This is a genomic window from Serratia sp. X10 (assembly GCF_017811775.1).
Lineage (GTDB): Bacteria > Pseudomonadota > Gammaproteobacteria > Enterobacterales > Enterobacteriaceae > Serratia > Serratia ureilytica.
On sequence record NZ_JAEIOH010000007.1, the window covers coordinates 227,499 to 247,754 of the forward strand.

25 protein-coding genes are annotated in these 20,256 nt (G+C 55.6%); 24 read left to right on the top strand and 1 reads right to left on the bottom strand.

Features of this window, described 5'->3' with window-relative positions:
• Positions 1–43 precede the first annotated feature (43 nt).
• The 17 genes from J9788_RS20780 to J9788_RS20860 all read left to right on the top strand — a co-directional run bounded on the left by J9788_RS20780 (position 44) and on the right by J9788_RS20860 (position 14,665).
• The gene (locus J9788_RS20780; RefSeq protein WP_182265421.1) at positions 44–1,324 is read left to right on the top strand and encodes an STY4528 family pathogenicity island replication protein; all 1,281 of its coding nucleotides are present in this window, start codon (positions 44–46) and stop codon (positions 1,322–1,324) included.
• Between the two features lie 290 nt (positions 1,325–1,614).
• Positions 1,615–2,364, top strand: a complete 750-nt coding sequence (locus tag J9788_RS20785) for a PFL_4669 family integrating conjugative element protein (protein ID WP_160204623.1) — start codon at positions 1,615–1,617, stop codon at positions 2,362–2,364.
• The gene (locus J9788_RS20790) at positions 2,361–2,933 is read left to right on the top strand and encodes a hypothetical protein (RefSeq protein ID WP_182265420.1); all 573 of its coding nucleotides are present in this window, start codon (positions 2,361–2,363) and stop codon (positions 2,931–2,933) included. Before J9788_RS20785 ends, J9788_RS20790 begins: the two co-directional genes overlap by 4 nt.
• Before the next feature lie 13 nt (positions 2,934–2,946).
• Positions 2,947–4,986, top strand: coding sequence for a DNA topoisomerase III (locus J9788_RS20795; RefSeq protein ID WP_182265419.1), 2,040 nt, complete (start codon positions 2,947–2,949; stop codon positions 4,984–4,986).
• Positions 4,987–5,700: 714 nt separating this feature from the next.
• Complete coding sequence (locus J9788_RS20800; RefSeq protein WP_043143807.1) at positions 5,701–6,168, top strand: STY4534 family ICE replication protein; 468 nt, start codon at positions 5,701–5,703, stop codon at positions 6,166–6,168.
• 72 nt (positions 6,169–6,240) lie between these two features.
• The gene (locus tag J9788_RS20805) at positions 6,241–6,792 is read left to right on the top strand and encodes a single-stranded DNA-binding protein (RefSeq protein WP_182265418.1); all 552 of its coding nucleotides are present in this window, start codon (positions 6,241–6,243) and stop codon (positions 6,790–6,792) included.
• 15 nt (positions 6,793–6,807) lie between these two features.
• Positions 6,808–7,044, top strand: coding sequence for a DUF4160 domain-containing protein (locus tag J9788_RS20810; protein ID WP_012146806.1), 237 nt, complete (start codon positions 6,808–6,810; stop codon positions 7,042–7,044).
• Positions 7,025–7,297 carry a DUF2442 domain-containing protein gene (locus J9788_RS20815; protein ID WP_182265417.1) on the top strand — a complete coding sequence of 91 codons (273 nt, stop codon included), beginning with the start codon at positions 7,025–7,027 and terminating at the stop codon, positions 7,295–7,297. Before J9788_RS20810 ends, J9788_RS20815 begins: the two co-directional genes overlap by 20 nt.
• A 146-nt stretch (positions 7,298–7,443) precedes the next feature.
• On the top strand, positions 7,444–8,088 hold the full coding sequence (locus J9788_RS20820; protein WP_182265416.1) for a PilL N-terminal domain-containing protein: 645 nt from the start codon (positions 7,444–7,446) through the stop codon (positions 8,086–8,088).
• On the top strand, positions 8,085–8,828 hold the full coding sequence (locus J9788_RS20825; protein WP_182265415.1) for a hypothetical protein: 744 nt from the start codon (positions 8,085–8,087) through the stop codon (positions 8,826–8,828). Before J9788_RS20820 ends, J9788_RS20825 begins: the two co-directional genes overlap by 4 nt.
• Positions 8,829–8,838: 10 nt before the next feature.
• Complete coding sequence (locus tag J9788_RS20830; RefSeq protein WP_182265488.1) at positions 8,839–9,549, top strand: TIGR03759 family integrating conjugative element protein; 711 nt, start codon at positions 8,839–8,841, stop codon at positions 9,547–9,549.
• On the top strand, positions 9,528–10,220 hold the full coding sequence (locus J9788_RS20835; RefSeq protein WP_182265414.1) for a transglycosylase SLT domain-containing protein: 693 nt from the start codon (positions 9,528–9,530) through the stop codon (positions 10,218–10,220). Before J9788_RS20830 ends, J9788_RS20835 begins: the two co-directional genes overlap by 22 nt.
• Positions 10,221–10,222: 2 nt before the next feature.
• Positions 10,223–10,747 carry an integrating conjugative element protein gene (locus J9788_RS20840; RefSeq protein ID WP_182265413.1) on the top strand — a complete coding sequence of 175 codons (525 nt, stop codon included), beginning with the start codon at positions 10,223–10,225 and terminating at the stop codon, positions 10,745–10,747.
• The gene (locus J9788_RS20845) at positions 10,744–11,370 is read left to right on the top strand and encodes a restriction endonuclease (RefSeq protein ID WP_182265412.1); all 627 of its coding nucleotides are present in this window, start codon (positions 10,744–10,746) and stop codon (positions 11,368–11,370) included. The genes J9788_RS20840 and J9788_RS20845 overlap by 4 nt, the downstream gene beginning before the upstream one ends.
• The gene (gene traD, locus J9788_RS20850) at positions 11,363–13,477 is read left to right on the top strand and encodes a type IV conjugative transfer system coupling protein TraD (RefSeq protein WP_182265411.1); all 2,115 of its coding nucleotides are present in this window, start codon (positions 11,363–11,365) and stop codon (positions 13,475–13,477) included. The genes J9788_RS20845 and traD overlap by 8 nt, the downstream gene beginning before the upstream one ends.
• Positions 13,458–14,216, top strand: coding sequence for a TIGR03747 family integrating conjugative element membrane protein (locus J9788_RS20855; RefSeq protein ID WP_182265410.1), 759 nt, complete (start codon positions 13,458–13,460; stop codon positions 14,214–14,216). Before traD ends, J9788_RS20855 begins: the two co-directional genes overlap by 20 nt.
• 209 nt (positions 14,217–14,425) lie before the next feature.
• Complete coding sequence (locus J9788_RS20860; protein WP_182265409.1) at positions 14,426–14,665, top strand: hypothetical protein; 240 nt, start codon at positions 14,426–14,428, stop codon at positions 14,663–14,665.
• Here J9788_RS20860 and J9788_RS20865 read toward each other — a convergent pair.
• Positions 14,662–15,567: a hypothetical protein gene (locus J9788_RS20865; RefSeq protein ID WP_182265408.1), complete on the bottom strand. Its 906-nt coding sequence runs from the start codon at positions 15,565–15,567 to the stop codon at positions 14,662–14,664. The genes J9788_RS20860 and J9788_RS20865 overlap by 4 nt on opposite strands.
• Positions 15,568–15,756: 189 nt before the next feature.
• Here J9788_RS20865 and J9788_RS20870 point away from each other — a divergent pair, with 189 nt between their 5' ends.
• From J9788_RS20870 to J9788_RS20900, 7 genes are all read left to right on the top strand, one after another.
• Entirely contained in the window at positions 15,757–16,086 is a 330-nt protein-coding gene (locus J9788_RS20870; RefSeq protein ID WP_060558308.1) for an RAQPRD family integrative conjugative element protein, read from the top strand.
• Entirely contained in the window at positions 16,086–16,328 is a 243-nt protein-coding gene (locus J9788_RS20875) for a TIGR03758 family integrating conjugative element protein (protein WP_182265407.1), read from the top strand. The genes J9788_RS20870 and J9788_RS20875 overlap by 1 nt, the downstream gene beginning before the upstream one ends.
• A gap of 63 nt (positions 16,329–16,391) precedes the next feature.
• Positions 16,392–16,757, top strand: a complete 366-nt coding sequence (locus J9788_RS20880) for a TIGR03745 family integrating conjugative element membrane protein (protein ID WP_182265406.1) — start codon at positions 16,392–16,394, stop codon at positions 16,755–16,757.
• A gap of 11 nt (positions 16,758–16,768) precedes the next feature.
• The gene (locus tag J9788_RS20885; RefSeq protein WP_182265405.1) at positions 16,769–17,134 is read left to right on the top strand and encodes a TIGR03750 family conjugal transfer protein; all 366 of its coding nucleotides are present in this window, start codon (positions 16,769–16,771) and stop codon (positions 17,132–17,134) included.
• A complete protein-coding gene (locus J9788_RS20890) occupies positions 17,131–17,802 on the top strand; it encodes a PFL_4703 family integrating conjugative element protein (RefSeq protein ID WP_182265404.1) in 672 nt (223 codons plus the stop codon). The genes J9788_RS20885 and J9788_RS20890 overlap by 4 nt, the downstream gene beginning before the upstream one ends.
• Complete coding sequence (locus J9788_RS20895; RefSeq protein WP_182265403.1) at positions 17,799–18,707, top strand: TIGR03749 family integrating conjugative element protein; 909 nt, start codon at positions 17,799–17,801, stop codon at positions 18,705–18,707. The genes J9788_RS20890 and J9788_RS20895 overlap by 4 nt, the downstream gene beginning before the upstream one ends.
• Entirely contained in the window at positions 18,700–20,202 is a 1,503-nt protein-coding gene (locus tag J9788_RS20900; protein ID WP_182265402.1) for a TIGR03752 family integrating conjugative element protein, read from the top strand. Before J9788_RS20895 ends, J9788_RS20900 begins: the two co-directional genes overlap by 8 nt.
• The last annotated feature ends 54 nt before the right edge of the window (positions 20,203–20,256 follow it).

Below are 20,256 nucleotides of genomic sequence, written 5' to 3' on the forward strand. Positions count from 1 at the left end.
TCGCCCTGTGGGCGTGGGCCGCGTAAAAGGATGCGCAAAATCGATGAGCATAAATAAAACACCTGATGACAGCCTGATCACCTTTACGCTCGAACAAATGAATGCCCGCCTGGGGGAACGAATAGGCGCGGAAAAGCACACGGGGAGTCCCGATGTCACGAATCTGCGCAGCGGTCTGCTGTACATGGGCAATGTGCATGACTCTATCCCCCGCCGGTTGCTTCTGGACACTCGCCTGTCACCGCTGGATAAAACCGCGTGGATAATGATCCGCCTGTACGCACAACAGAACCAGGGCGCCGTGTTCCCGACCTATGACGAACTGCAGCTGCAGCTCGCCTCGCCATTTAACGGTAAGGCGTCCCGCGAGACTGTCAGCCGCGTGCTGCTGATGTTACGCCTGACAGGCTGGCTCAGTTTGTGCCGGCGTGTGCGTGACGACAAGGGGCGAGTGAGGGGGAACATCTATGCCCAACATGATGAACCACTCTCGGCCCGTGATGCGGAGACATTGGATCCGACCTGGCTGGATACGGTCGCCATGGGCTGCGCGCATAAAAATCGCACCGTCAGCCAGACTGCCTGGTCGGTACTGACCGATATTCAACATGACCCGACAATGCGTCATCAGCATTCACAGATGGCGGCGATTGCTGAACGGCTTGGGTCGCCACAAACCCCGCAACAGATGGCTGCCAGAGTGTTTCAACGACAGGAAAATATCCCCAGTTCGGACGCCGAACTCAGTAAGAAATCCCCGGGTTCGGATACCGAACTGAGTCAAATTAAGCCCAGTTCTGATGCCGAACTCAGTGTAAAACAGGGAGGCAAAACACTGGGTTCGCTTCCCGAACTCATGCTGAAATCAGTCAATTACGGTGCATCAACGAAACCGAACTGTAACGTACGTTCTTTCACACAGAGTGTGAATAAAACAACGTACGTACCTGAGTTACCGGCCGAACTGCAGAACAGCATAGCGGCAGATGATCAGCGGCAGATTGGTGTCCAGCTTAAGGCATTGCCTGCAGAGGTTGCCCGTCAGGTGCTGGAGAGTCTTGAGCAGGCGATGGCCAAAGGCAGCCTGAATAACCCCACTGGCTGGCTGCTGGCAGTGATCAAGCGCGCCCGGAACGGTGAGCTGTATGCGAGTGCAAAATCCCCAGAACCTACCCGGCCTGTACCACGACGCCAAATACCTTGCTCTGCGGCGCCAGCAAAACCAACAGATCCGGTCCGTCAACACCTGGCGTCGCGGGAGCATGTCAGCGACATAGTTACGAAGCTACGTTTGGGAATGGCACGCGCAAAAAATAAGTCATAAATCTAAACAGGAAGAGGTGTTTAAAAAGTACACAGCGTTGGCACTGCCAACACCGCTTAAAAAATAAACAACCTAAGGTCTGGGTATGTATCCAGAATTTTCGACACTCTCAGATTAAAACTTGTGTGATTAAAAAGTGGCCACTGTTGGTACTGCCAGTAGTGGCTAAAAAATGAGCAAAATTCATGTCATCACTTTTCCTTTGGAAATGAAAAAGAGTTTTGGATTGCTGCTAATGGTGACTGCCGAGACTATTTCAAGCCACACACATTCCCGGAAGGATGCTTCTAATGGTTGAATCAGCAAAGAATAACGAACAAAAACCGGCGGCTGCACGCGCTGGTGCATTAAAATCCACTCTTACCGTAGAGCTTCATACCCTCTATGCCATTCGTTTATGGGAAGGGCGACGTAGCCAAAACGCTGATCCTGAAACGTCGGGGAAGCGACGCCCTGATATTTATAGTATGCCCCGTTTTATTCTACGAGCAGGGCAGATCAATGAGGCTTCTGGTGAAGATAACCCTTATGCCGATGCTGCAATGGTCGCCCTGGAAGAGACCTTAAATAAAGGTACGCAGTTACTTCAACAGGCTGTTGCCGAGCTGGACAAAACACTGGCAAACATCCCTGCACAAATTTCTCTTTCAGATGTTGCTTCCGTGTCTCCTCTAAATATTGGTGTATTTAGTCGCACTCCTGTGGGATATCGCTGTGTTTTCCTTCTGGTCGGTTATGACCAGCTTGCGATGAAAGCCTTTCAAGCTTGGCACTATGGGCTTATATCACGTTCGGAACGCGACACTCTATTGGACCGAGGGGGGCATTGGATCCGTAGCGTTTACGGTGTCGTCCAACACTATCGTCCCGCGAAGGTGACTCGAGATGATATTCGTCTCGAAACGCCCGCAGGTAAGGATGCGATCACCCGTTTTGGTATGCCTGACGAAGATATTATGTCGGGCGCAATACGCTCCTCTTTCTCTCCACCACTCAAGACCTCTGCATTAATTTCCTCTAAAAAAGGAGCTAAATCATGAGTATGAGTCGACAGGTAACGTCTTTTTTGATGCCAGGTGTTCTTTGCGCCGCGTTGGTGTTAACGGGGTGTGCAGGCACTGCGTTGGGCGAGTGGAACCAGAAAATCAGTGACGCTGCACATTCGCTGGCAAGCGGTGGTAGCGGTAGCTCCAGTGAGGGTAGCATGCCTTGGATGACCCGAGCCGTTATTTCCGGGCCCCGGCAGGACGTGCATCATTCGTATAGCCTCCCGGTGGACGTTGATACCGCGGCGGCGCGCCTGAAAAGTCATTATCAGTTCATCTCCTCCGAGGAGCTTGAAAGTCTGCGCCAGCGTGATCAGCACGGTGACTGGAGTGCGAGCTCCATTGATGAAGCACGTCCGGTCTGGTCGGCAAATCGGGGCAGTTATTACAAGATGGGGCAGGAATGGAAAGGCAATGATCGCCTTGAGCTCGAAGTGGTCAAGTCCGGCGTTGGCAGCCGTCTGAAAGTGACATACAGCTCACCGGATGCGTCACACCTGACTGACGCTTACCTTGGGAGACTGATGACGCAGCTGCAGCAGGTTGCCAAAGGTCAGGGCTGAGGGAGGTTATCTGATGCAGCTCTACCTGTGTGAGAAACCCAGCCAGGGTAAAGATATCGGTGCCATTCTCGGAGCGACCCAGCGTAAGCAGGGCTATCTGGCGGGTAGCGGCGTCATCGTCACTTGGGCAATAGGGCACCTGCTGGAGCAGGCTCAGCCGGAGACCTACGGTGAACAGTTCGGTAACCCCTGGCGGGAGTCTGTACTGCCTATCGTTCCTGCTCAGTGGAAAATGACGGTAAAAAAAGACACTGCCGATCAGTTTGCGGTCATCCGTGGGTTGCTCAAGCAGGTTGATTCTGTAGTGATTGCGACCGATGCGGATCGTGAGGGGGAAGTGATCGCACGGGAATTACTGGAGCACTGCCACTTTACCGGCCCAGTCCAGCGGCTCTGGTTGTCAGCGCTGGACGAGGCCAGTATCCGGCATGCTCTGGCAAACAAACTCCCTGACGAGAAGACTGCACCCCTGTATGAGGCCGGCCTGGCACGCGCCCGGGCTGACTGGATGACGGGGATGAACCTGACCCGACTTTATACTCTAAAGGCGCGGGAACAGGGATACGGCGAGGTGTTGTCGATCGGGCGGGTACAGACCCCCACGCTGGCGCTGGTCGTGAACCGTGACCGCGAAATCGCCAATTTTATTTCCAAGCCGTACTGGCAAGTCAGGGCGAACCTGCAAAAGGATGGCATTACTTTTCCTGCGAACTGGGTGCCGGCTGCCAACTACTGTGATGAAGAGAAACGCTGTATTCAGCAGAATGTGGCGCAGGCCGTGGTGCAGCTGTGTCAGCAAACAGGTCATGCCGTTGTGCTTGAGGTAGGGACCGAGCGCAAGAAAGAGTCCGCGCCTTTGGCCTTTGACCTGGGGACGCTGCAGCAGGCTTGCTCACGCAAGTGGGGGATGAGCGCAAACCAGGTGCTGAGTATCGCGCAGTCGCTGTATGAAACGCACAAAGCGACCACATATCCCCGGACAGATTGCGGCTATCTGCCGACATCGATGCGGGAAGAGGTTGCCGATGTGCTGAGTGCGGTTACCCGCACGGATCCAACGCAGAGCGAAAGTGTGGCCAGGCTCGACAGGGCCTTTGTTTCCCGCATCTGGAACGACAAAAAAATCACGGCGCACCATGGGATTATCCCGACCAAGCAGCCGTTCGATTTGAGCAAGCTGTCTGCCGATGAGCTGAAGGTCTATCAGCTGATCCGTCAGCATTACCTGGCACAGTTCCTGCCGTTACACGAAGTGGATGTCACGGAAGCGACCTTCAATATCAGCGGGCAACTGTTCCGCACCCGCGGCAAGGTCGAGGCGGTAGCTGGATGGAAAGTGTTGTTCCAGCATGACGCGAGCGAGGCGAAAGAGGAGTCGGCTGACACGGATGATGTCCGACTGCCTGTCCTGGTAAAAGGTGAATCCGTCGCGGTTGCCGGTGCGGAGCTTAAAACGCTGCAGACGAAGCCCCCGGGGCATTTTACTGACGGGACACTGATCGCCGCCATGAAAAATGCTGCGGCGTTCGTCAGTGACCCGCAACTGAAGAAGGTGCTGAAAGAGAACGCGGGGCTGGGTACTGAAGCGACACGTGCCGGTATCCTAGAAACGCTGTTTAAACGCGGCTACCTGGAGAAGAAGGGAAAAATCCTGCTTTCCACGCCGATTGCCGGCGAACTGATAGATGCGTTACCGACCGCGCTGACCAACCCCGGGATGACGGCGCTGTGGGAGCAGGCGCTGGACGAGATTGCCCAAGGCCAGATGACACTCGAGACGTTCATGAGTCGCCAGGCACAGTGGACGGGCCATCTGGTGGAGAAAGGGAAGACGCAGGCGGTGAAGTTCACTGCGCCTCCTTCACCGCCGTGCCCGACATGCGGTGGGACGATGCGCCGGCGTGCAGGCAAGAAAGGTGGCGGTGCCTTCTGGGGCTGCAGTAATTATCCCACTTGCCAGGGCATCATCAACATTGATGCAAAAGGTAGTCGTAAGGCTAAGCGCTATAAAGCAAAATCACAGGCTAAAAATAAAACAACCGGAGCGGAGTAAGAGATTGTCTGATGTTTATCGCTGAAAGTTTTGCTAATGTGGGCGAGCTTTGATGCAGAGCACCCCGAGGCTGCGGATGGCAGGAAAGTTTAATGCATGGACAATTCTGCTTCAGCCCGTATCAATGGCCTCCACACTCAGGTTGATTGATTAAGCGCATGCGACTTCGTGAAAAGCGCGCCAGGAGTCTACTACCCCTCCTCGAAGTCAGATGAGATCTACTACCAGTTATGGTGCAAACTCCGCGGCGCAGTCTTTGACTGTGCCGTTTTTGTTTTCTCAATTCACAAAATTGATATTCCTGGTTGACAGCAGCAGCACCTGAACTAAAAATGAACAGGCTTACTTGTTGTCTTCGGACAACCACCAATGCTCAGTGGGTCTGTGATGAGCGCCTTCGGGTGACCCTGCTGTTAATTGACAGCCACTAATGATCCCGTTACCTGAGAGGATCGCCTTCGGGTGGTAACAAAAGAACGCTTCCTTAGCCTGAGAGGGAGTACGTAGCTTAGCTGCGTGGTACATCTGCCCGCCTTTGAGAGTAGATATCGTTGATAGTGAGCGCGACTTTGCGTAACGATTAAGGCTTATTCAATCTGATCAGACTGTCAGGATATGGCGTATACCCATACCTGGCTCCCGACGGGAAATACTTTTCCCGTCGGGGAAGGTGTATTTCTCCGTCACCGAATCTTTACTCCTGGAGAAAACATCATGTCTACCCAATCTCAGCAAGCATCTACCAAAACTGAATACTTCAACCTGACTATCAAAGGGATGGGGTACCTCAGCAACATTCGTCAAGTTAATGGCCCGAATGGCACCTTTATCAGCTGTGTCATCAATGGACTTTCCGGTCCTACCGATAACGCCAGTTACACGCGTTTCGATGTGACGGTCGCCGGTAAAGAAGCCAGCAGCCTGATCAACCGCTGTCAAAAGTCAGTTGATGAAGACAAAAAAGTCCTGATTGGTTTTGTGCTCAGCAATCCCAAAACGGACATCTTCACGCTCAACAGCGGCGAACATGCCGGTGAACAGCGCGTCAGTCTTAAAGCCCGCCTTATCAAGGTCGATTGGATCAAAATCGGTCAGGAAAAGGTATATCAGGCTGAGAAATCCGACTCTACGCCGCCTCAGCAGGGTTCCGCACAGCAACAATACGCGGAAAACTCTTTCTGATAACGCCCTCTACGCCTCGATTTTTCGGGGCGTTTTTCCCTTTCTAATTCTATTCCCTATGAGGATTCGATTATGGCGTCTCGCGGCGTAAACAAAGTCATACTTGTCGGTCATCTCGGCCAGGATCCTGAAGTCCGTTACATGCCAAATGGCGGTGCGGTGGCTAACATTACCCTGGCGACCTCTGAAAGCTGGCGCGATAAGGCAACCGGTGAGCAGAAAAAAAAAACCGAATGGCACCGTGTTGTGTTGTTCGGCAAGCTTGCTGAAATTGCCGGTGAATATTTGCGTAAGGGCTCACAAGTTTACATTGAAGGCTCCCTGCAGACACGCAAATGGACCGATCAGGCCGGTGTTGAAAAATACACCACTGAAATCGTCGTCAACATTGGCGGCACTCTGCAGATGTTGGGTGGGCGTTTGCAACTTGCCAACGCCGGACAATCAGGCCAGGGCAGTTGGGGGAAACCTCAGCAACCGCAACCTTCGCATAGCGGTACGCCGGCTCAGCAACCCCAGCCAGCTCAATCGGGTGGAAATGCCGCGCCGATGGATTTTGACGATGACATACCGTTCCTTGGGTTTGGTTATGGTATCGCAAAATCAGCCATTTACGCTTTGTGATCGTCGGGAGACATTATGCCGACAATACTTAGAGTAGGTGGTTTTCGCTTTTACTTTTACAGTCATGAACCTAACGAACCGGCGCATGTCCATATTGATAAGGGCAATGCAACCGCTAAAATATGGTTACATGATGTCAGTATTGCGCGTAGTGTGGGATTTGCATCACATGAACTGCGTATACTGCAGCGTTTGGTGACTGAACATCGGACACTTTTACAGGAGGCCTGGGATGCTTACTTTACGCAATGAAAATGATCTGCGTGTAATGAATGTCCGCATCGATGATGACCTTTTGTCGGTTGATTTGATGGATGGCCGAACTATTTCGGCACCGTTAGCTTGGTATCCACGGCTTGCGGCCGGTACGCAGGCGCAACGGGAAAACTGGGAACTCTGCGGGGCTGGAATGGGTATACACTGGCCAGATCTGGATGAGGACTTAAGTACGGAAGGGTTGTTGATGGGAGCGAAAGGCATTACTCGTACCCCTTCATTATCCTGATGTTGTTCCTCGTCATCTGACACTAAACGCTGACCTTCGGGTTGGCGTTTTTTTTTGAATAGCAATAAAGAGTTGTTAATTGAGCCTCCCGGACGGTAACCGCACAGTGACACCTGCCAATTGTCACTGAACAGGAAATCTTCCGGATGAAAAAAACAATTCTCTTCTCTTCCCTGGTTGCACTCATGCTGACCGGGTGCGTTACTCAGCAGCCACTGCAGCAGCGCGATATTTCCCCTGTCACGCCTTCGGTTACCGTCACCCGCAACGTTCAACCGGTCAGCCCGGATGCTTACGGGCAGGTGCCTGAGGTCGTGCGCTACGACCGTTATTTACTGGTCAGCACCGACCCGGCGGCCGTTCAGCGTGATCCGCTCTCGCAAATCATCGATATCCGTATTCCGGCATCAGTAAAACCGACGGTGGCTGACGCGTTGCGTTATGCGCTGCGCCAGTCGGGCTATTCACTGTGCGCGACCGGATCGGCAAACGGCGTGCTGTACCGCCAGGCGCTGCCGGCGGTGCAGTACCAACTGGGACCGATGCGTTTGCGTACCGCGCTGCAGGTACTGGCAGGCACCGCGTGGCAGCTCGAGGTAGACGACGTGCAACGTGTTGTCTGCCACAGCCTGCGTGACGGGTATCAGTTGCCGGCGACACAGCTGCCGCCGGTGACGGTGGTTCCGGTCAGGGCGGTTTCAGTACCGGTTTCAGCGCCTCCTGCTGCAACGGTCATTGCACCTCAGCCGGTTAACGCGGTACCGGCAACCGGCGGGTGGCTGAAAAAATGACTGAGCATAATGAAGACATGGTGCCGATGACACCGGCAAAAAAAGGGGTGCTACGCAGCAAGACCTTCTGGGGGGCAACGGCTGGCGTCGTTGTTGCCCTGATGGCTGGACTCGTCGGTTCAGGGGCTATCAGGCATGTCGATCAGCGTATTGCCCTGCTTGAGCAGGCACAGAAAGCACTGGCGCCGCAGGATGGCATGAACTCTATGGCCGATGAGCTGCAGGCGCAGGCTAAACAGCTTAAAAGCCTGGCTGAGCGTCAGGACTCGCTCACGCGGCAGATTGGTGCGCTGACGTTAACCAATGGGTTATCGGAAAAACTTGCGCAGCAGTTGCAGGCGCAACAGGTTGAGTTGAATGCGCTGAAAGACAGCATTGAGTCCGTGAAAAAGTCAGCGACTGAAAAGCCTGTACCGGCAGTGGCACCCTCAACGGACGTACCCGCTGCACCGTCAGCCACCGCCAAAATCATCCCAAAGCACAAGCCCACGCCAATTAAATCCTCCCCGCGTAATGCGGTACCTCGTATGGCGCGCAAAGCGCCATTCGTGCTGACCGGGGTGGAGCAGCGCGGGACGTCGGCCTTTGCGGCTGTGGCGCCGCAGGGGTTCAGTGATTTGTCGCAGGTGCGGTTAATCGGGGAAGGGGAGTCGATCGCCGGCTGGATCCTGGTCAGTGCCGGCTATGGGCAGGCGACGTTTCGTGTGAACGGTCGCCTGCAGACCGTCAGCGCCCAATAAGGAGAGCGTGATGAAACTGAAATACAGCGTGATTGCCCTGATGCTGCTGAGCCCGTTATCACAGGCGGCGCAGCAGTCGGCCATTGAGAACAGCCAGTCTACCCTGAGCGAGATTCAGCAGAGTCAGGCCAACAAGACGGCGCAGCAGGGCAGGCAGTGGGGCCTCAGTGGCGAAGAGTACCAGCGTTATCAGCAGTTGATGGTTGGCCCTCGCGGGACGCAGTCTCCGGGGCTTGATCCGTTAACTGCTCTTGGCATCGAGGCGCAGAGCGATGCCGAACGTAAAAAGTACGCGCAGCTGTGGGTAAAGCAGGAGTTCGCCCGCACTGAGAAAGAACTCAAGTTCCAGCGTGAGGTGGATGCGGCCTGGCAGCGCCTTGGTGTGTTGCCGGTGAACATGGGGAATGCGGCCGGTATCGTACATGACACCGGCGGGCGACTGGCGCTGTTCGTGAAAGCGAAGGACTGCGGGCAGTGCGATGCACGCCTGGCGGCGGTGCTGGCAGATAACCGGCCGGTCGACATTTACTTGGTTGACAGCAAGGGTAATGACAGTCTGCTGCGTAACTGGGCGAAGGCGCATCACATTCCTGTCGACAAGGTGCGCGCACGTCAAATCACGCTGAATCATGACGGTGGCCGCTGGATGAAATTCGGCAACGGCCTGATGCCGGTGGTGCTGCAACAAGGGGAAAACGGATGGACACTCGCCGCATTCTGACCCGGGGACTGTTGCCCCTGTTTGCCCTCCTCACCGTTGTGAGCGGTGGCGTCGTACATGCCGCCACCCAGCAGGTTCCTTCCGGCTACCGGGAGGTGGCGCTGCGTCACGGGGTGCCACCGGAGTCCCTGTACTCGGTGGCGCTGGCCGAGACATCGATGGCGCCGAAAAGCATCATCTCGGTGACTCGCGGGGCCGGTCCGGCCCCGGATGTGGAACGCCCCTGGCCCTGGACCATTAACGTGGCCGGCAAAGGGTATCGTTACGCCAGCCGCCTGCAGGCCTGGGAAGCACTGCAGCGCTTTTTGAAAACACATCCTCGCAAGCGCATCGATGTTGGGATTGCCCAGGTCAATCTGGGCTGGAACGGCCATCACTTCACGTCGACCTGGGAGGCGTTTGACCCTTACACCAATCTCAACGCGGCAGCGGCCATCCTGCGGGAATGCTATGACCGCAATCCCGGAAGCTGGCTGGTTGCCGCCGGGTGTTATCACCACCCCGCCGGCGGCGCACCGGCAGCCCGGTATAAATCCATCGTGAGCGGCAAGCTGGCACGCCTGAACGGCAGGGGGACCGCCCCGATTCGGATGGCCAGTACAACGCCCACGGCCACGGTGTTACCGGCACAAACGGTGGCGCTGACCTGGATTGAACCACGGAACTCATAATCATGAAAAAAATGACTTTTCTCCTGTTCGGCCTGAGTCTGGTGACTACCACGGCATTGGCCAACCTGAATGTTATCGCTGATATCGGTGGCGATGACGCATCACCTTATTTTGAGGGGATTAATCGGCAGGGTGACGCGGTAGCACCGTCGGCCATGCCGCAAGCCCCAGCCTCTGTTGATGAAGTTGAAGTGGCCGTATTGCCGGTGACGACACCGGAGCTGGCGCCGGGTGTGGTAGCGGCGCGCCCGCTGCAACTGCCCGGGATTGGTTCGTTGTTTATTGTGGGTGATGACGATGCCAGTCGTATCTGGCTGCAGGCGAACGCGGAACAACTCAAATCCCGGCATGCTGCGGGTCTCGTCGTTAACGTCAGTAACCTGCCTGCACTGCAGGCACTGCGTGAACTGGCGCCGGGTGTGCCGATGGCACCAGCCTCCGGCAGTGAGTTGGCGCGCCGGCTGCAGCTGTCGAATTACCCGGTACTCATCACTGATACCGGTTTGTCCCAGCAGGTCACACCATGATATCGGCGCAACACATTGCTGCAGCATTAATGCTAAACCCTGTGCTGACGGTTGTGCTGGTTGTGTTGTTTATTGCTGTTATGGTGGGGCTGAACTGCCGTGGCCGGGAGACAGCCAGTCGTCGGCGCCACCGCCGATATCAGGCGACGGCCACGCGGGTACTGGCGCGCTTACCGTTGCTGGGCGGTGATGGCCAGCGTCTGACCTATCTACGCAAAATCAACCCCTATGTATTTGAAGAGCTGTTGCTCCTGGCATTTGAACGTCAGGGGTATGCCGTTATTCGCAATACCTCCTACAGCGGCGACGGCGGCCTAGACGGTCAGGTCATTATCGAAGGCAAGACCTATTTCATCCAGGCCAAACGTTACGGACGGACGATCTCACCGTCCCATATCACGCGTTTTGGTGCGCTGCTGCGACATCACCATTGTGATGGTTTTTTCATTCATACCGGCCGTACCGGTCAACTGAGCCGGGTGTTGTTGCAGAACCATCCCTACGTCCACCTGGTCAGTGGCCGAAAGCTGCTTGCGTTGCTAGCCGGCAATACAGAGTGGTTGCTTTTTTTAACTGTGAATTCGGTCACCAACCTGAATGATAAGGAAGGTCGTCATGAGTAATCGTCATGTCATGGAAGCGCTGCTGCGCCCGGCGGTAGAATTGAATACCGCGATCGTTGCCGGTGCTGCGGCAGCGATTTGTTTTGCTGCTCCCTGGTCGGTCGCCCTGGCGCCGTCGGTGAGTTATGTTACTGCCGGCGGGTTTGCGGTGCTGTCCGCGGTACGAGCACGGCAGGGCCTGCGGGTGGTCCTTTATCGCCGTAATCTGCGTCGGTTACCGCGCTATGTCATGGAAAGTCGACAGATCCCGGTGAGCAGGCAGCGGCTGTTCCTGGGGCGGGGTTTCCGTTGGCAGCAAAAGCACACCCAGCGCCTGATGGATACCCGTCGGCCGGAAGTGGAAAAATATGTCCAACCGTCGCAGTTGTACCAGATGGCGCGCCGACTGGAGCTTAAAGCCGAATATACCCTGCCGTGGTTGTCCCAGCTGCTGCGCAAGGATTCTCCACTCAATCCGGTGCGGCCGCTGCCACCGGTCGGGGGGAACCCGGCGATCCATGGTATTGAACCCGATGAGCTCGATGTCTCGATGGCACTGGGTGAACGCGTAGGGCATAGTCTGGTGTTGGGCACTACCCGTGTCGGTAAGACCCGCCTGGCGGAACTGCTGATCACCCAAGATATTCGCCGCGGTGATATCACCATTGTGTTTGATCCGAAAGGGGATGCTGACCTGCTGCGGCGTGTTTGGGCTGAAGCCCACCGTGCCGGCCGTGGGGATGAGCTGTTCATCTTCCACCTGGGCTGGCCGGATATCTCGGCACGCTATAACGCCGTCGGGCGCTTTGAGCGTGTGTCCGAAGTGGCCGGGCGTATTTCTGGGCAACTGAGCGGAGAGGGCAATAGTGCTGCGTTTCGTGAGTTTGCCTGGCGATTCGTCAATATTGTGGCGCGTGCCCTGGTCGCGCTGGGGCAACGTCCGGACTATCAGTTGATCACCCGTTACGTGAACAACATCAGCGAGCTGTATGAGACCTACGCGAAGAAAGTGATTGAGGCGCGTATGCCGGCGCTGCAGCAACAAATCGACAACAGCCTGCAGGTGCTGACGGAGGACGATGTAACGCGCAATATGCAGGGCCAGCCGAATGCGATAAAAATCATGGCGGTGGAAATGGCGCTGAGTTCCGAGGCCGGCAAGCAGCTGTATGACCCCATTCTCGATGGCCTGCGGTCAGCCGTCCGTTATGACCGTACTTACTTCGATAAAATTGTGGCGTCCCTGTTGCCGCTGCTGGAAAAACTTACCACCGGCAAGACCGCCGAGCTTCTGGCGCCGAACTATATGGATATGAGCGACCCGAGACCCATTTTTGATTGGGAGCAGGTCATCCGCAAGCGCGGTATTGTCTACGTGGGGCTGGATGCCTTGTCGGACGGGGTGGTCGCCTCTGCCGTCGGCAACAGCATGTTTGCCGACCTGGTGTCGGTTGCCGGTCATATCTATAAACACGGTATGCACGGCGGGTTGCCGACCCGGGCAGATGGTAAACTGCCAATCAACCTGCACTGTGACGAGTTCAACGAACTCATGGGGGACGAATTTATCCCGCTTATCAACAAAGGCGGCGGTGCCGGTATGCAGGTGACGGCCTACACGCAAACCGAGTCGGATATCGAGGCGCGCATCGGCAGTACCGCCAAGGCGGCTCAGGTGACGGGTAACTTCAATACCCTGATCATGCTCCGTGTCCGTGAGAACCGCACCGCGCAGTTGCTTACCACACAGTTGCCGGAAGTGGATATCTACACCAAAACCCTGGTATCAGGGCATGCCGATACGGCCGATGTGGAGAAGGGACAGGATTTTACCTCCAACACCCAGGACCGCGTCGGTACTGTGAAAGCCCCACTGCTTGCCCCGGCGGATGTGATTAACCTCCCGAAAGGACAGGCGTTCGCGCTGCTGGAAGGTGGTCAACTGTGGAAAATTCGGATGCCACTGCCCAGCGGCGACAGGGATGATGCGCTTATGCCGGCCAACCTGCAGAAGATTGCCGAGGAGATGCAGCGCAACTACCGTACCAGCGAGTCCTGGTGGTCAGCCAGCACTGTAATGCCGGATGTTGCCATCCAAGGGGGGCTGAATGTCGCAAGCGGTGAATAATCAGCCTCAGCAGCTCGCACAACCCCGTAAGCATGGACTGTTTTACAATGTACTGTGGGGCTGGCCGTGGATGCTGCTCGGTATGTTCCTGGCTTCGCTTTTGGTGAGCCTGGTGATCGAATATGTCGGGATGGCATTCTTCTGGCCGGAGCTTGACGCGTCGCACAGTGAAGCGGTGATGAACACCGAGTTGGGGTATCTGTCCTCTGAGTTTACACGCAGCCTGCTGTTGTCTGAACCGTCAGTGACCGTCACCCGTTGGATTATGATGGCGTATCAATGGACCTTCGTGGACAGTGGCTTTTTGGACTGGATTAAGCAGGCGTATGACACGCAGGTACACAGCCAGAATGCCGTGGCCAGGGAGCTGAACAGCTGGAGCGGTTGGCTGGCTACCACGCTTAAAGAGTACCTGATGGCAACGGTGTACGTCACCGTGATCACCCTGGTACGCGTGACCATTTTAGTGCTGTCCATCCCGCTGTTTATCCTGGTGGTCCTGGTTGCGTTGACTGAGGGGTTGGGGCGGCGTGATATTCGGCGCTACGGTGCCGGCTATGAGTCGAGCTTTGTGTACCACCACGCCAAGCGGATGGTGAAACCGGCTGTGTATATCCCCTGCATGCTGTACTTGTCCTGGCCAACAGCGGTATACCCAAATCTGCTGTTGTTGCCGGCCGCTATCCTGCTCGGCATTGCGGTGACAGTGACGACAGCGTTGTTTAAGAAATATTTGTAGGTCTGAAATCCAGGCTGGACGGCGGCGTACAAAACTGGCTTTTGTGCGCTGCCGTCAGCAGGCAAGTCGCGTAGCGACGCGTCAGTTGATCTGGAATTTATGAAACGAAGGAGTAAAAAACTTTATAAAACCAGAAAGAATTCCATGCTGACCTGGCGGATATATTTTCCCACTCTTGATGTTCTTGACATGAAGAGGAGCAACTAACGATGATGAAAAGTGAAAGGATTTTTGCAGGCGTGAATACCGCACAAGTCGAGCAAAAGTACTCGCCGAATGAAGATGTCCATGACATACATTTTACGTTGAGGGATGAGCAACATCATTTCATTATGACGCTTGAGGCAGTTTTGTCGTGCTTGCGCTTTGCAGAACGAGATGGTGACATTCCCGCTCTGCCTCTGGAATGGTGGCAGCTTCTGCAGACAAGGTATCGTCAATTGAACTAGCGAAGCCGTGGCCCCAGGATGTCTTTGGCCAGGGTGAGGAGTTTTTGGTTGCGTTCAGTAACCTCCCATTTGGCAAAATTGATGATATTGGCGAAATACCTGTAATCGAAAGTGATTTTTTTTCGGCAAATTTCGTGGGTACGCTCAGAACCTTTCTTAAAGGTAAACACGCACTCCATGCTTTCTGTGAGTTCATTATCCAAGACTTGGTGTGCGTGTTTTGTTTGATACATGCCAACATGTACGTAGTCTTTGCAGTCTGGATGCTTTATCAACTGCCCCCATTCATTTATTACCAGGTCCTCTGGGTAGCGCTCACACAAGGTTGCTGCAAGGGATTTATCAAGGATCTTTGTATACATGATGTCTTGATTATCAGTCATGTATAAAAAAGCCCATGGCGCATTCATCAAAGTGGCTCGCGCGTACAACCATCCATCTTCATCTCGAAATTTCAGCAACATATTTCTGGCGATCCTTTCATTGATGGAAACGCCTGAGTCTTTACTGATGAAATAGGCAACTTTATCAAAATTATTAATGAGCAAGCTAAGGATTTGCTCTGCAAGATAGCCCTTTTCCCTTTTGGGGCGCTCTGCTTGATCCCCCGTATTTTTCTTAGAATAAGGACACCATTCATAAGCATCGCGATCATAGATCCCCACACCTGGAATGGGGCGACCAAAGTGTTTCCCATAGGGTTTCGGTGTATTAGCCAGTGTTTTGTAAAAACCGATAATTTGCACAGGATTATTACACGCCGGGCAGATGGCAAAATATTGGGGAGTTCCATTATCGCTGGTTTTATACCAGGGTGGTCTACGAGCGGTACGTTTCTCGTAATCTGTGATATCAATGGGATAGTACGCTTGTGATTTCAGCTCAACCTTGTAGACATTCATGAATACTCTCTCCTTTAGGATAAGGTTAATATTGCAAAACCTGTTTTTGGGATCAAGGTTTCCAGCCTTGCATATAGCCTTCCTCACTGAGCTGAAAATTATCAAAATTCCATAAAGAGTTATCCGCTGACCTCCCGCCCCATCTATCGCACCCTGAGAGCACCCTAAATCATCAAGGAGTGCTTGTGTATGCCTATCCCCGTTGTTCGTGGTCTTGGCGCCGGCTGTGTGCTGGGGCTGACTTTGCTGACCGCACTGCCTGCCTTTGCCGCTGAAAAAGATGAGCTGGCTTCTGCCCAGCGCATGCTGATCCAGGTGCAGGCAGCGCTTGAACGTGCGCGTGTTGCCGCCGTTCAGGCGGATCCGTCGGAGCGCGGTCGTTTCTTCTTCGACTATGCCCGCGCTACCGCCGATCTCAAGACCATCAATGCCGGTATTGACCGTTACCTGGAACCCTCGCGCGCACAACCGCGTGATGGTAGCGCGGTGGCCGGCAATTATCGTCGAGAGCGCCCCTGATGGCCATGAATGCGGCGCAGGAACAGGCCTTCAAGGCGGCCAGCGGCGGCGTTGAAATCAATATCCTGTCGCTGATTTGCATCGGCGGGTTGCTCGCGGTGATGTTTGTCTGGGCGGCCTGGGCTTTGGTTGATGTTTACCAGGGCTGGAGCAACGAAAAAGTACGAAATGGGGCGTTGGTTCACTTCGTCATCAAAACCGTGCTGTTGCTGGTTGTTTCAATCTGGATGTTTGCCAGCTGACCTGTGAGAGGCGCTGGACCGTATTTCACGATGATATTTTCACACACCAATAAGGAATGTTTTATGAATGCTGTAGTTCGTCTTTTCCGTCAACTCTGCGCGCGTGTCGCAGTAGCCACTTCCCTGGCGTATGTCGCCAGCCAGCCGGTGCAGGCGGCTCTGCCGTCGGTTGAGCCCCCGTCCTCCGGCGGTGGCGGTGGTCTGATGGATACCATCAAAGGCTATTTCCAGGACGGGATCGTTATTATCGGTCTGGTCGCCGCTGCGGTGGCCTTCCTGATTGTCGCCAATGCTGCGATCCATACCTTTGCCGAGGTCCGTGATCAGAAGGCGACCTGGGCCAAGTTTGGCGCTATCGTGCTGGTTGGTGTGGTGCTGCTGGTCACCGTCATTTGGCTGGTTGGCAAGTCTGCCGAAATCCTGTTCTAAGGTTACCCGCCATGCAGACTATCCGATTTTTATCTGACCGCCTCAATGCCGAGCCCGTCGTTTTCCGGGGATTTACGACCCCGGAGATGGGACTGGCGGCGTTAGCCGGCGTGGGACTGGGTCTGCTCGTGTCGTTGCCGTTTCTTCCTCTTGCCGGTTGGGTCGTGATACCCACCGGCATGCTGGTGACGCCGCTTCTCGTCATCTGGTTTGGAGGCAGCCGGCTGACGCGCCTTAAGCGCGGTAAACCGGAGAATCATATCTGGCAGCGCCTCGAGGCGCGTAAACGTCGCATGGGGTGGGGGGATCCCACCCTGATTATCGACAAACAGGGCTGGTCGTTGCGTCGCTGCCGCGTTGTTAAGAGGTCCACATGAGCCGTTTCAGACATGCGGTTAAAAACCGCGATCAGCACATTCTCACGTTACGTGTTGCCTGCGGTGTGCTGGTCGTTTTTCTTCTGGTGGCCAGTATCGGCTGGATGCGGGCGCCAGATAATTTGACTATCCATAATCCCCCCGACCTGCGCAGTGGTTCTACCCGTGCCTGGTGGGAGGTGCCACCGTCCACGGTTTACAGCTTCGGTTTTTATATATTCCAGCAACTCAATGCCTGGCCAAAGAACGGTGAGGTGGATTACCCGGGAAAAATCAATGGCCTGTCACCGTACTTGACGCCGTCGTGTGAGCGCTTTCTGAAAGCGGATGCCAAAAAGCGTAGCGAAAGCGGTGAGCTTGCCGGCAGAACGCGCGTGGTGTTCGAAATCCCTGAGCACGGCTACAACGGCCGCTATAACCAGTTCCCGGTGACGGTCAAAGGCCGTGATAACTGGATAGTGCGTCTTGACCTGGTGGCGGATGAGTCCTTTGCCGGCGAACCGGTGAAACGGGCACTGACACGTTACCCGCTGAAAGTGGTGCGCGCAGAAGGGGATCCGGAGCGTAATGAGTTTGGTCTGGCGCTGGATTGTTACGACAGCATGCCACAGCGTCTTGCTGCGGCGCCAGCGGAACCCGCGCCTGAGAAAAAAGGAGTATTCCAATGATGAAAGCACGTGTTCTGGCGCTTTCCCTGAGTGTACTTCCCCTAGCGGCGACGTTCAGCGTGCCGGTTACCCAGGCGGAAGAGCTGATGAAATGGGAGCGTATCCCGTTGCAAATCCCGCTGGCCGTCGGCAAGGAGCGGGTGCTGTTTGCCGATAAAAATGTCCGCGTCGGCTTCCCGCCGGCGCTGAACGGTAAGCTGCGGGTGCAAAGCAGTGGCGGCGCGGTTTATCTGAAAGCGGATGCCGCTTTCCCTTCAACTCGTCTGCAGCTGCAGGACGTGGAAAACGGGGAGGTTATTCTCCTTGATGTGACGGCATCGGACAAAGGCTCGGCCGAACCGGTGCGCATTGTCTACAGCGGTGACGTGACATCGGTCAGCAGTAGTAATGACACGTCTGCTGCTTCAGGGGGAAACAACGCGGCCCCCGGGGCGGATAACGGCACCCAGGCGAAGCGTAAAAAAGTCAAATACAACGCGCCGCTGCCTGTCGTCCTGACACGGTACGCAGCACAAAGTCTGTACAGTCCGGTGCGCACGGTTGAAGCGGTGCCAGGCATTCATCCGGTCAACCCGCACCTGCCGAAACGTATCACCACACTGTACCCGTCAGAGCCGGTGACCATCACGCCGCTCGGCGGCTGGGGTATTGGCAGTCGCAACGTGGTGGCGCTGAAAGTGCAGAACACGGCCAGCCGCAAAATCACGCTCGATCCCCGGGTACTGCAGGGGCAGTTTGTGACGGCGACGTTCCAGCACCGCTATCTCGGCCCGGTGGGGACCCCGGAAGACACCACAACGCTGTATCTGGTTACGTCCGGTCGCCCGGACGGGGCGTTTGTCGCGGAGCCATCAGTGGTTCGCAAAGCCGTAAAAGCGGTGAAGAAGGGGGCTGGTCATGGCTGATGTGAAATCCAACATGTTGCCGAAAGTGATTGTGTTCGGCGTGCTGGCCACCGCGATCCTCGTCGGGCTTAAGGCTTGCAGCGGCGGTAAAACACAGGAGGAGACTCAGCAGGCGCATAACGTTCTGGCCAGCATGTCGTCGGAAGAGCTGCGGGCGCTGGGTGTTGAGGGGGATACCCCGGAGGACACGCTGCGTACCCTGGTGGGCACCCTAGGTACTACCCGAACCCAGCAGGCCGAGCTGCAGAAGAACATTGATAAAGTGCTGAAAGAAAACGAAGAACTTCGTAAGCGCAATACCAATGTGTCCGGTCAGGTCAATGAGGCCGTGGCCGGCTTCCAAAAACAAGCGCAGCAGCGCCAGCAGCAGCTTCAGCAGGAGCAGCAAACGCTGATGGGAAAAATCCAGACGCTGACCGAGCAGTTGAGTGCGAACAAGGACAAGGCAAAAAGCGACAGTGATATCCCGCTGGGGCTGGGACTGGATGGTATGGGCGCCGGGGACGGTGGTGCCGCTCCTGGTCAGGATGGCTTGATGTGGGTCGGACCGAAAGACATGAAAGAACCCGACCCGCGTAATCCGAATAGCGCCAAAGACGGCCCGCAGTTCTCGACGTCGTTCCTGTCCGACAATGCGATCACACGCCAAAAAGCTGCCTATGAGCAGCAGGTGAAAGGGCATACCAATGAAAAAGGGGCGGAGGAGAACGCCGAGCCGGTGTTTACCCTGCCCGAGAATTCCACCCTGGTGGGCAGCCGCGCCATGACGGCGCTGTTGGGCCGGGTGCCTATCAACGGCACGGTGACCGATCCTTATCCTTTCAAGCTGATGATTGGTAAAGACAACCTGACGGCGAACGGCATCGAGCTGCCGGACGTCGAGGGTGCGATTGTCTCGGGAACCGCCAGCGGGGACTGGACGTTGTCGTGCGTGCGCGGCCAGGTCAACAGCATCACCTTCGTGTTTGCGGACGGGACGGTCCGCACCCTGCCAAAACCCAACACCAACATGAATGCCAACGGCAGTAACAATAATGCCAGCAGTAATGCGAAAGATGTCAGCACCACCGCCGGCATTGGCTGGATCTCCGATGACAACGGCATCCCGTGCATCGGTGGAGAGCGTAAGTCCAATGCCTCGACCTATCTGCCGACGATCGCCGCCTTGTCGGCCGCCAGCGCCGCCGGGGAAGGGATCAGTCAGGGACAATACACCACGCAAAACAATGTGAATGGCATCACTTCGACCATGACCGGTAATGCCGGCCAGGCCGTGCTGGGCAAGGCGCTGTCCGGCGGGATGAAAGAGACTGCCGATTGGGTGCGTGAGCGCTACGGCATGATGTTCGACGCCGTGTACGTTCCGCCGGGCCAGAAGCTGGCCGTGCACATTACTCGCCAGCTGGCGATCGACTTTGAGACCAAAGGGCGCAAGGTGCGTTACGACGACTTCAGCCTGCCCGGCGAAGACGGCAGCACTGGCGGGCTGGATTAACGCGTCATTCAGAGGAGAAAAGGCATGCTGTGGCGTCAATGCGAAAGGATGAGT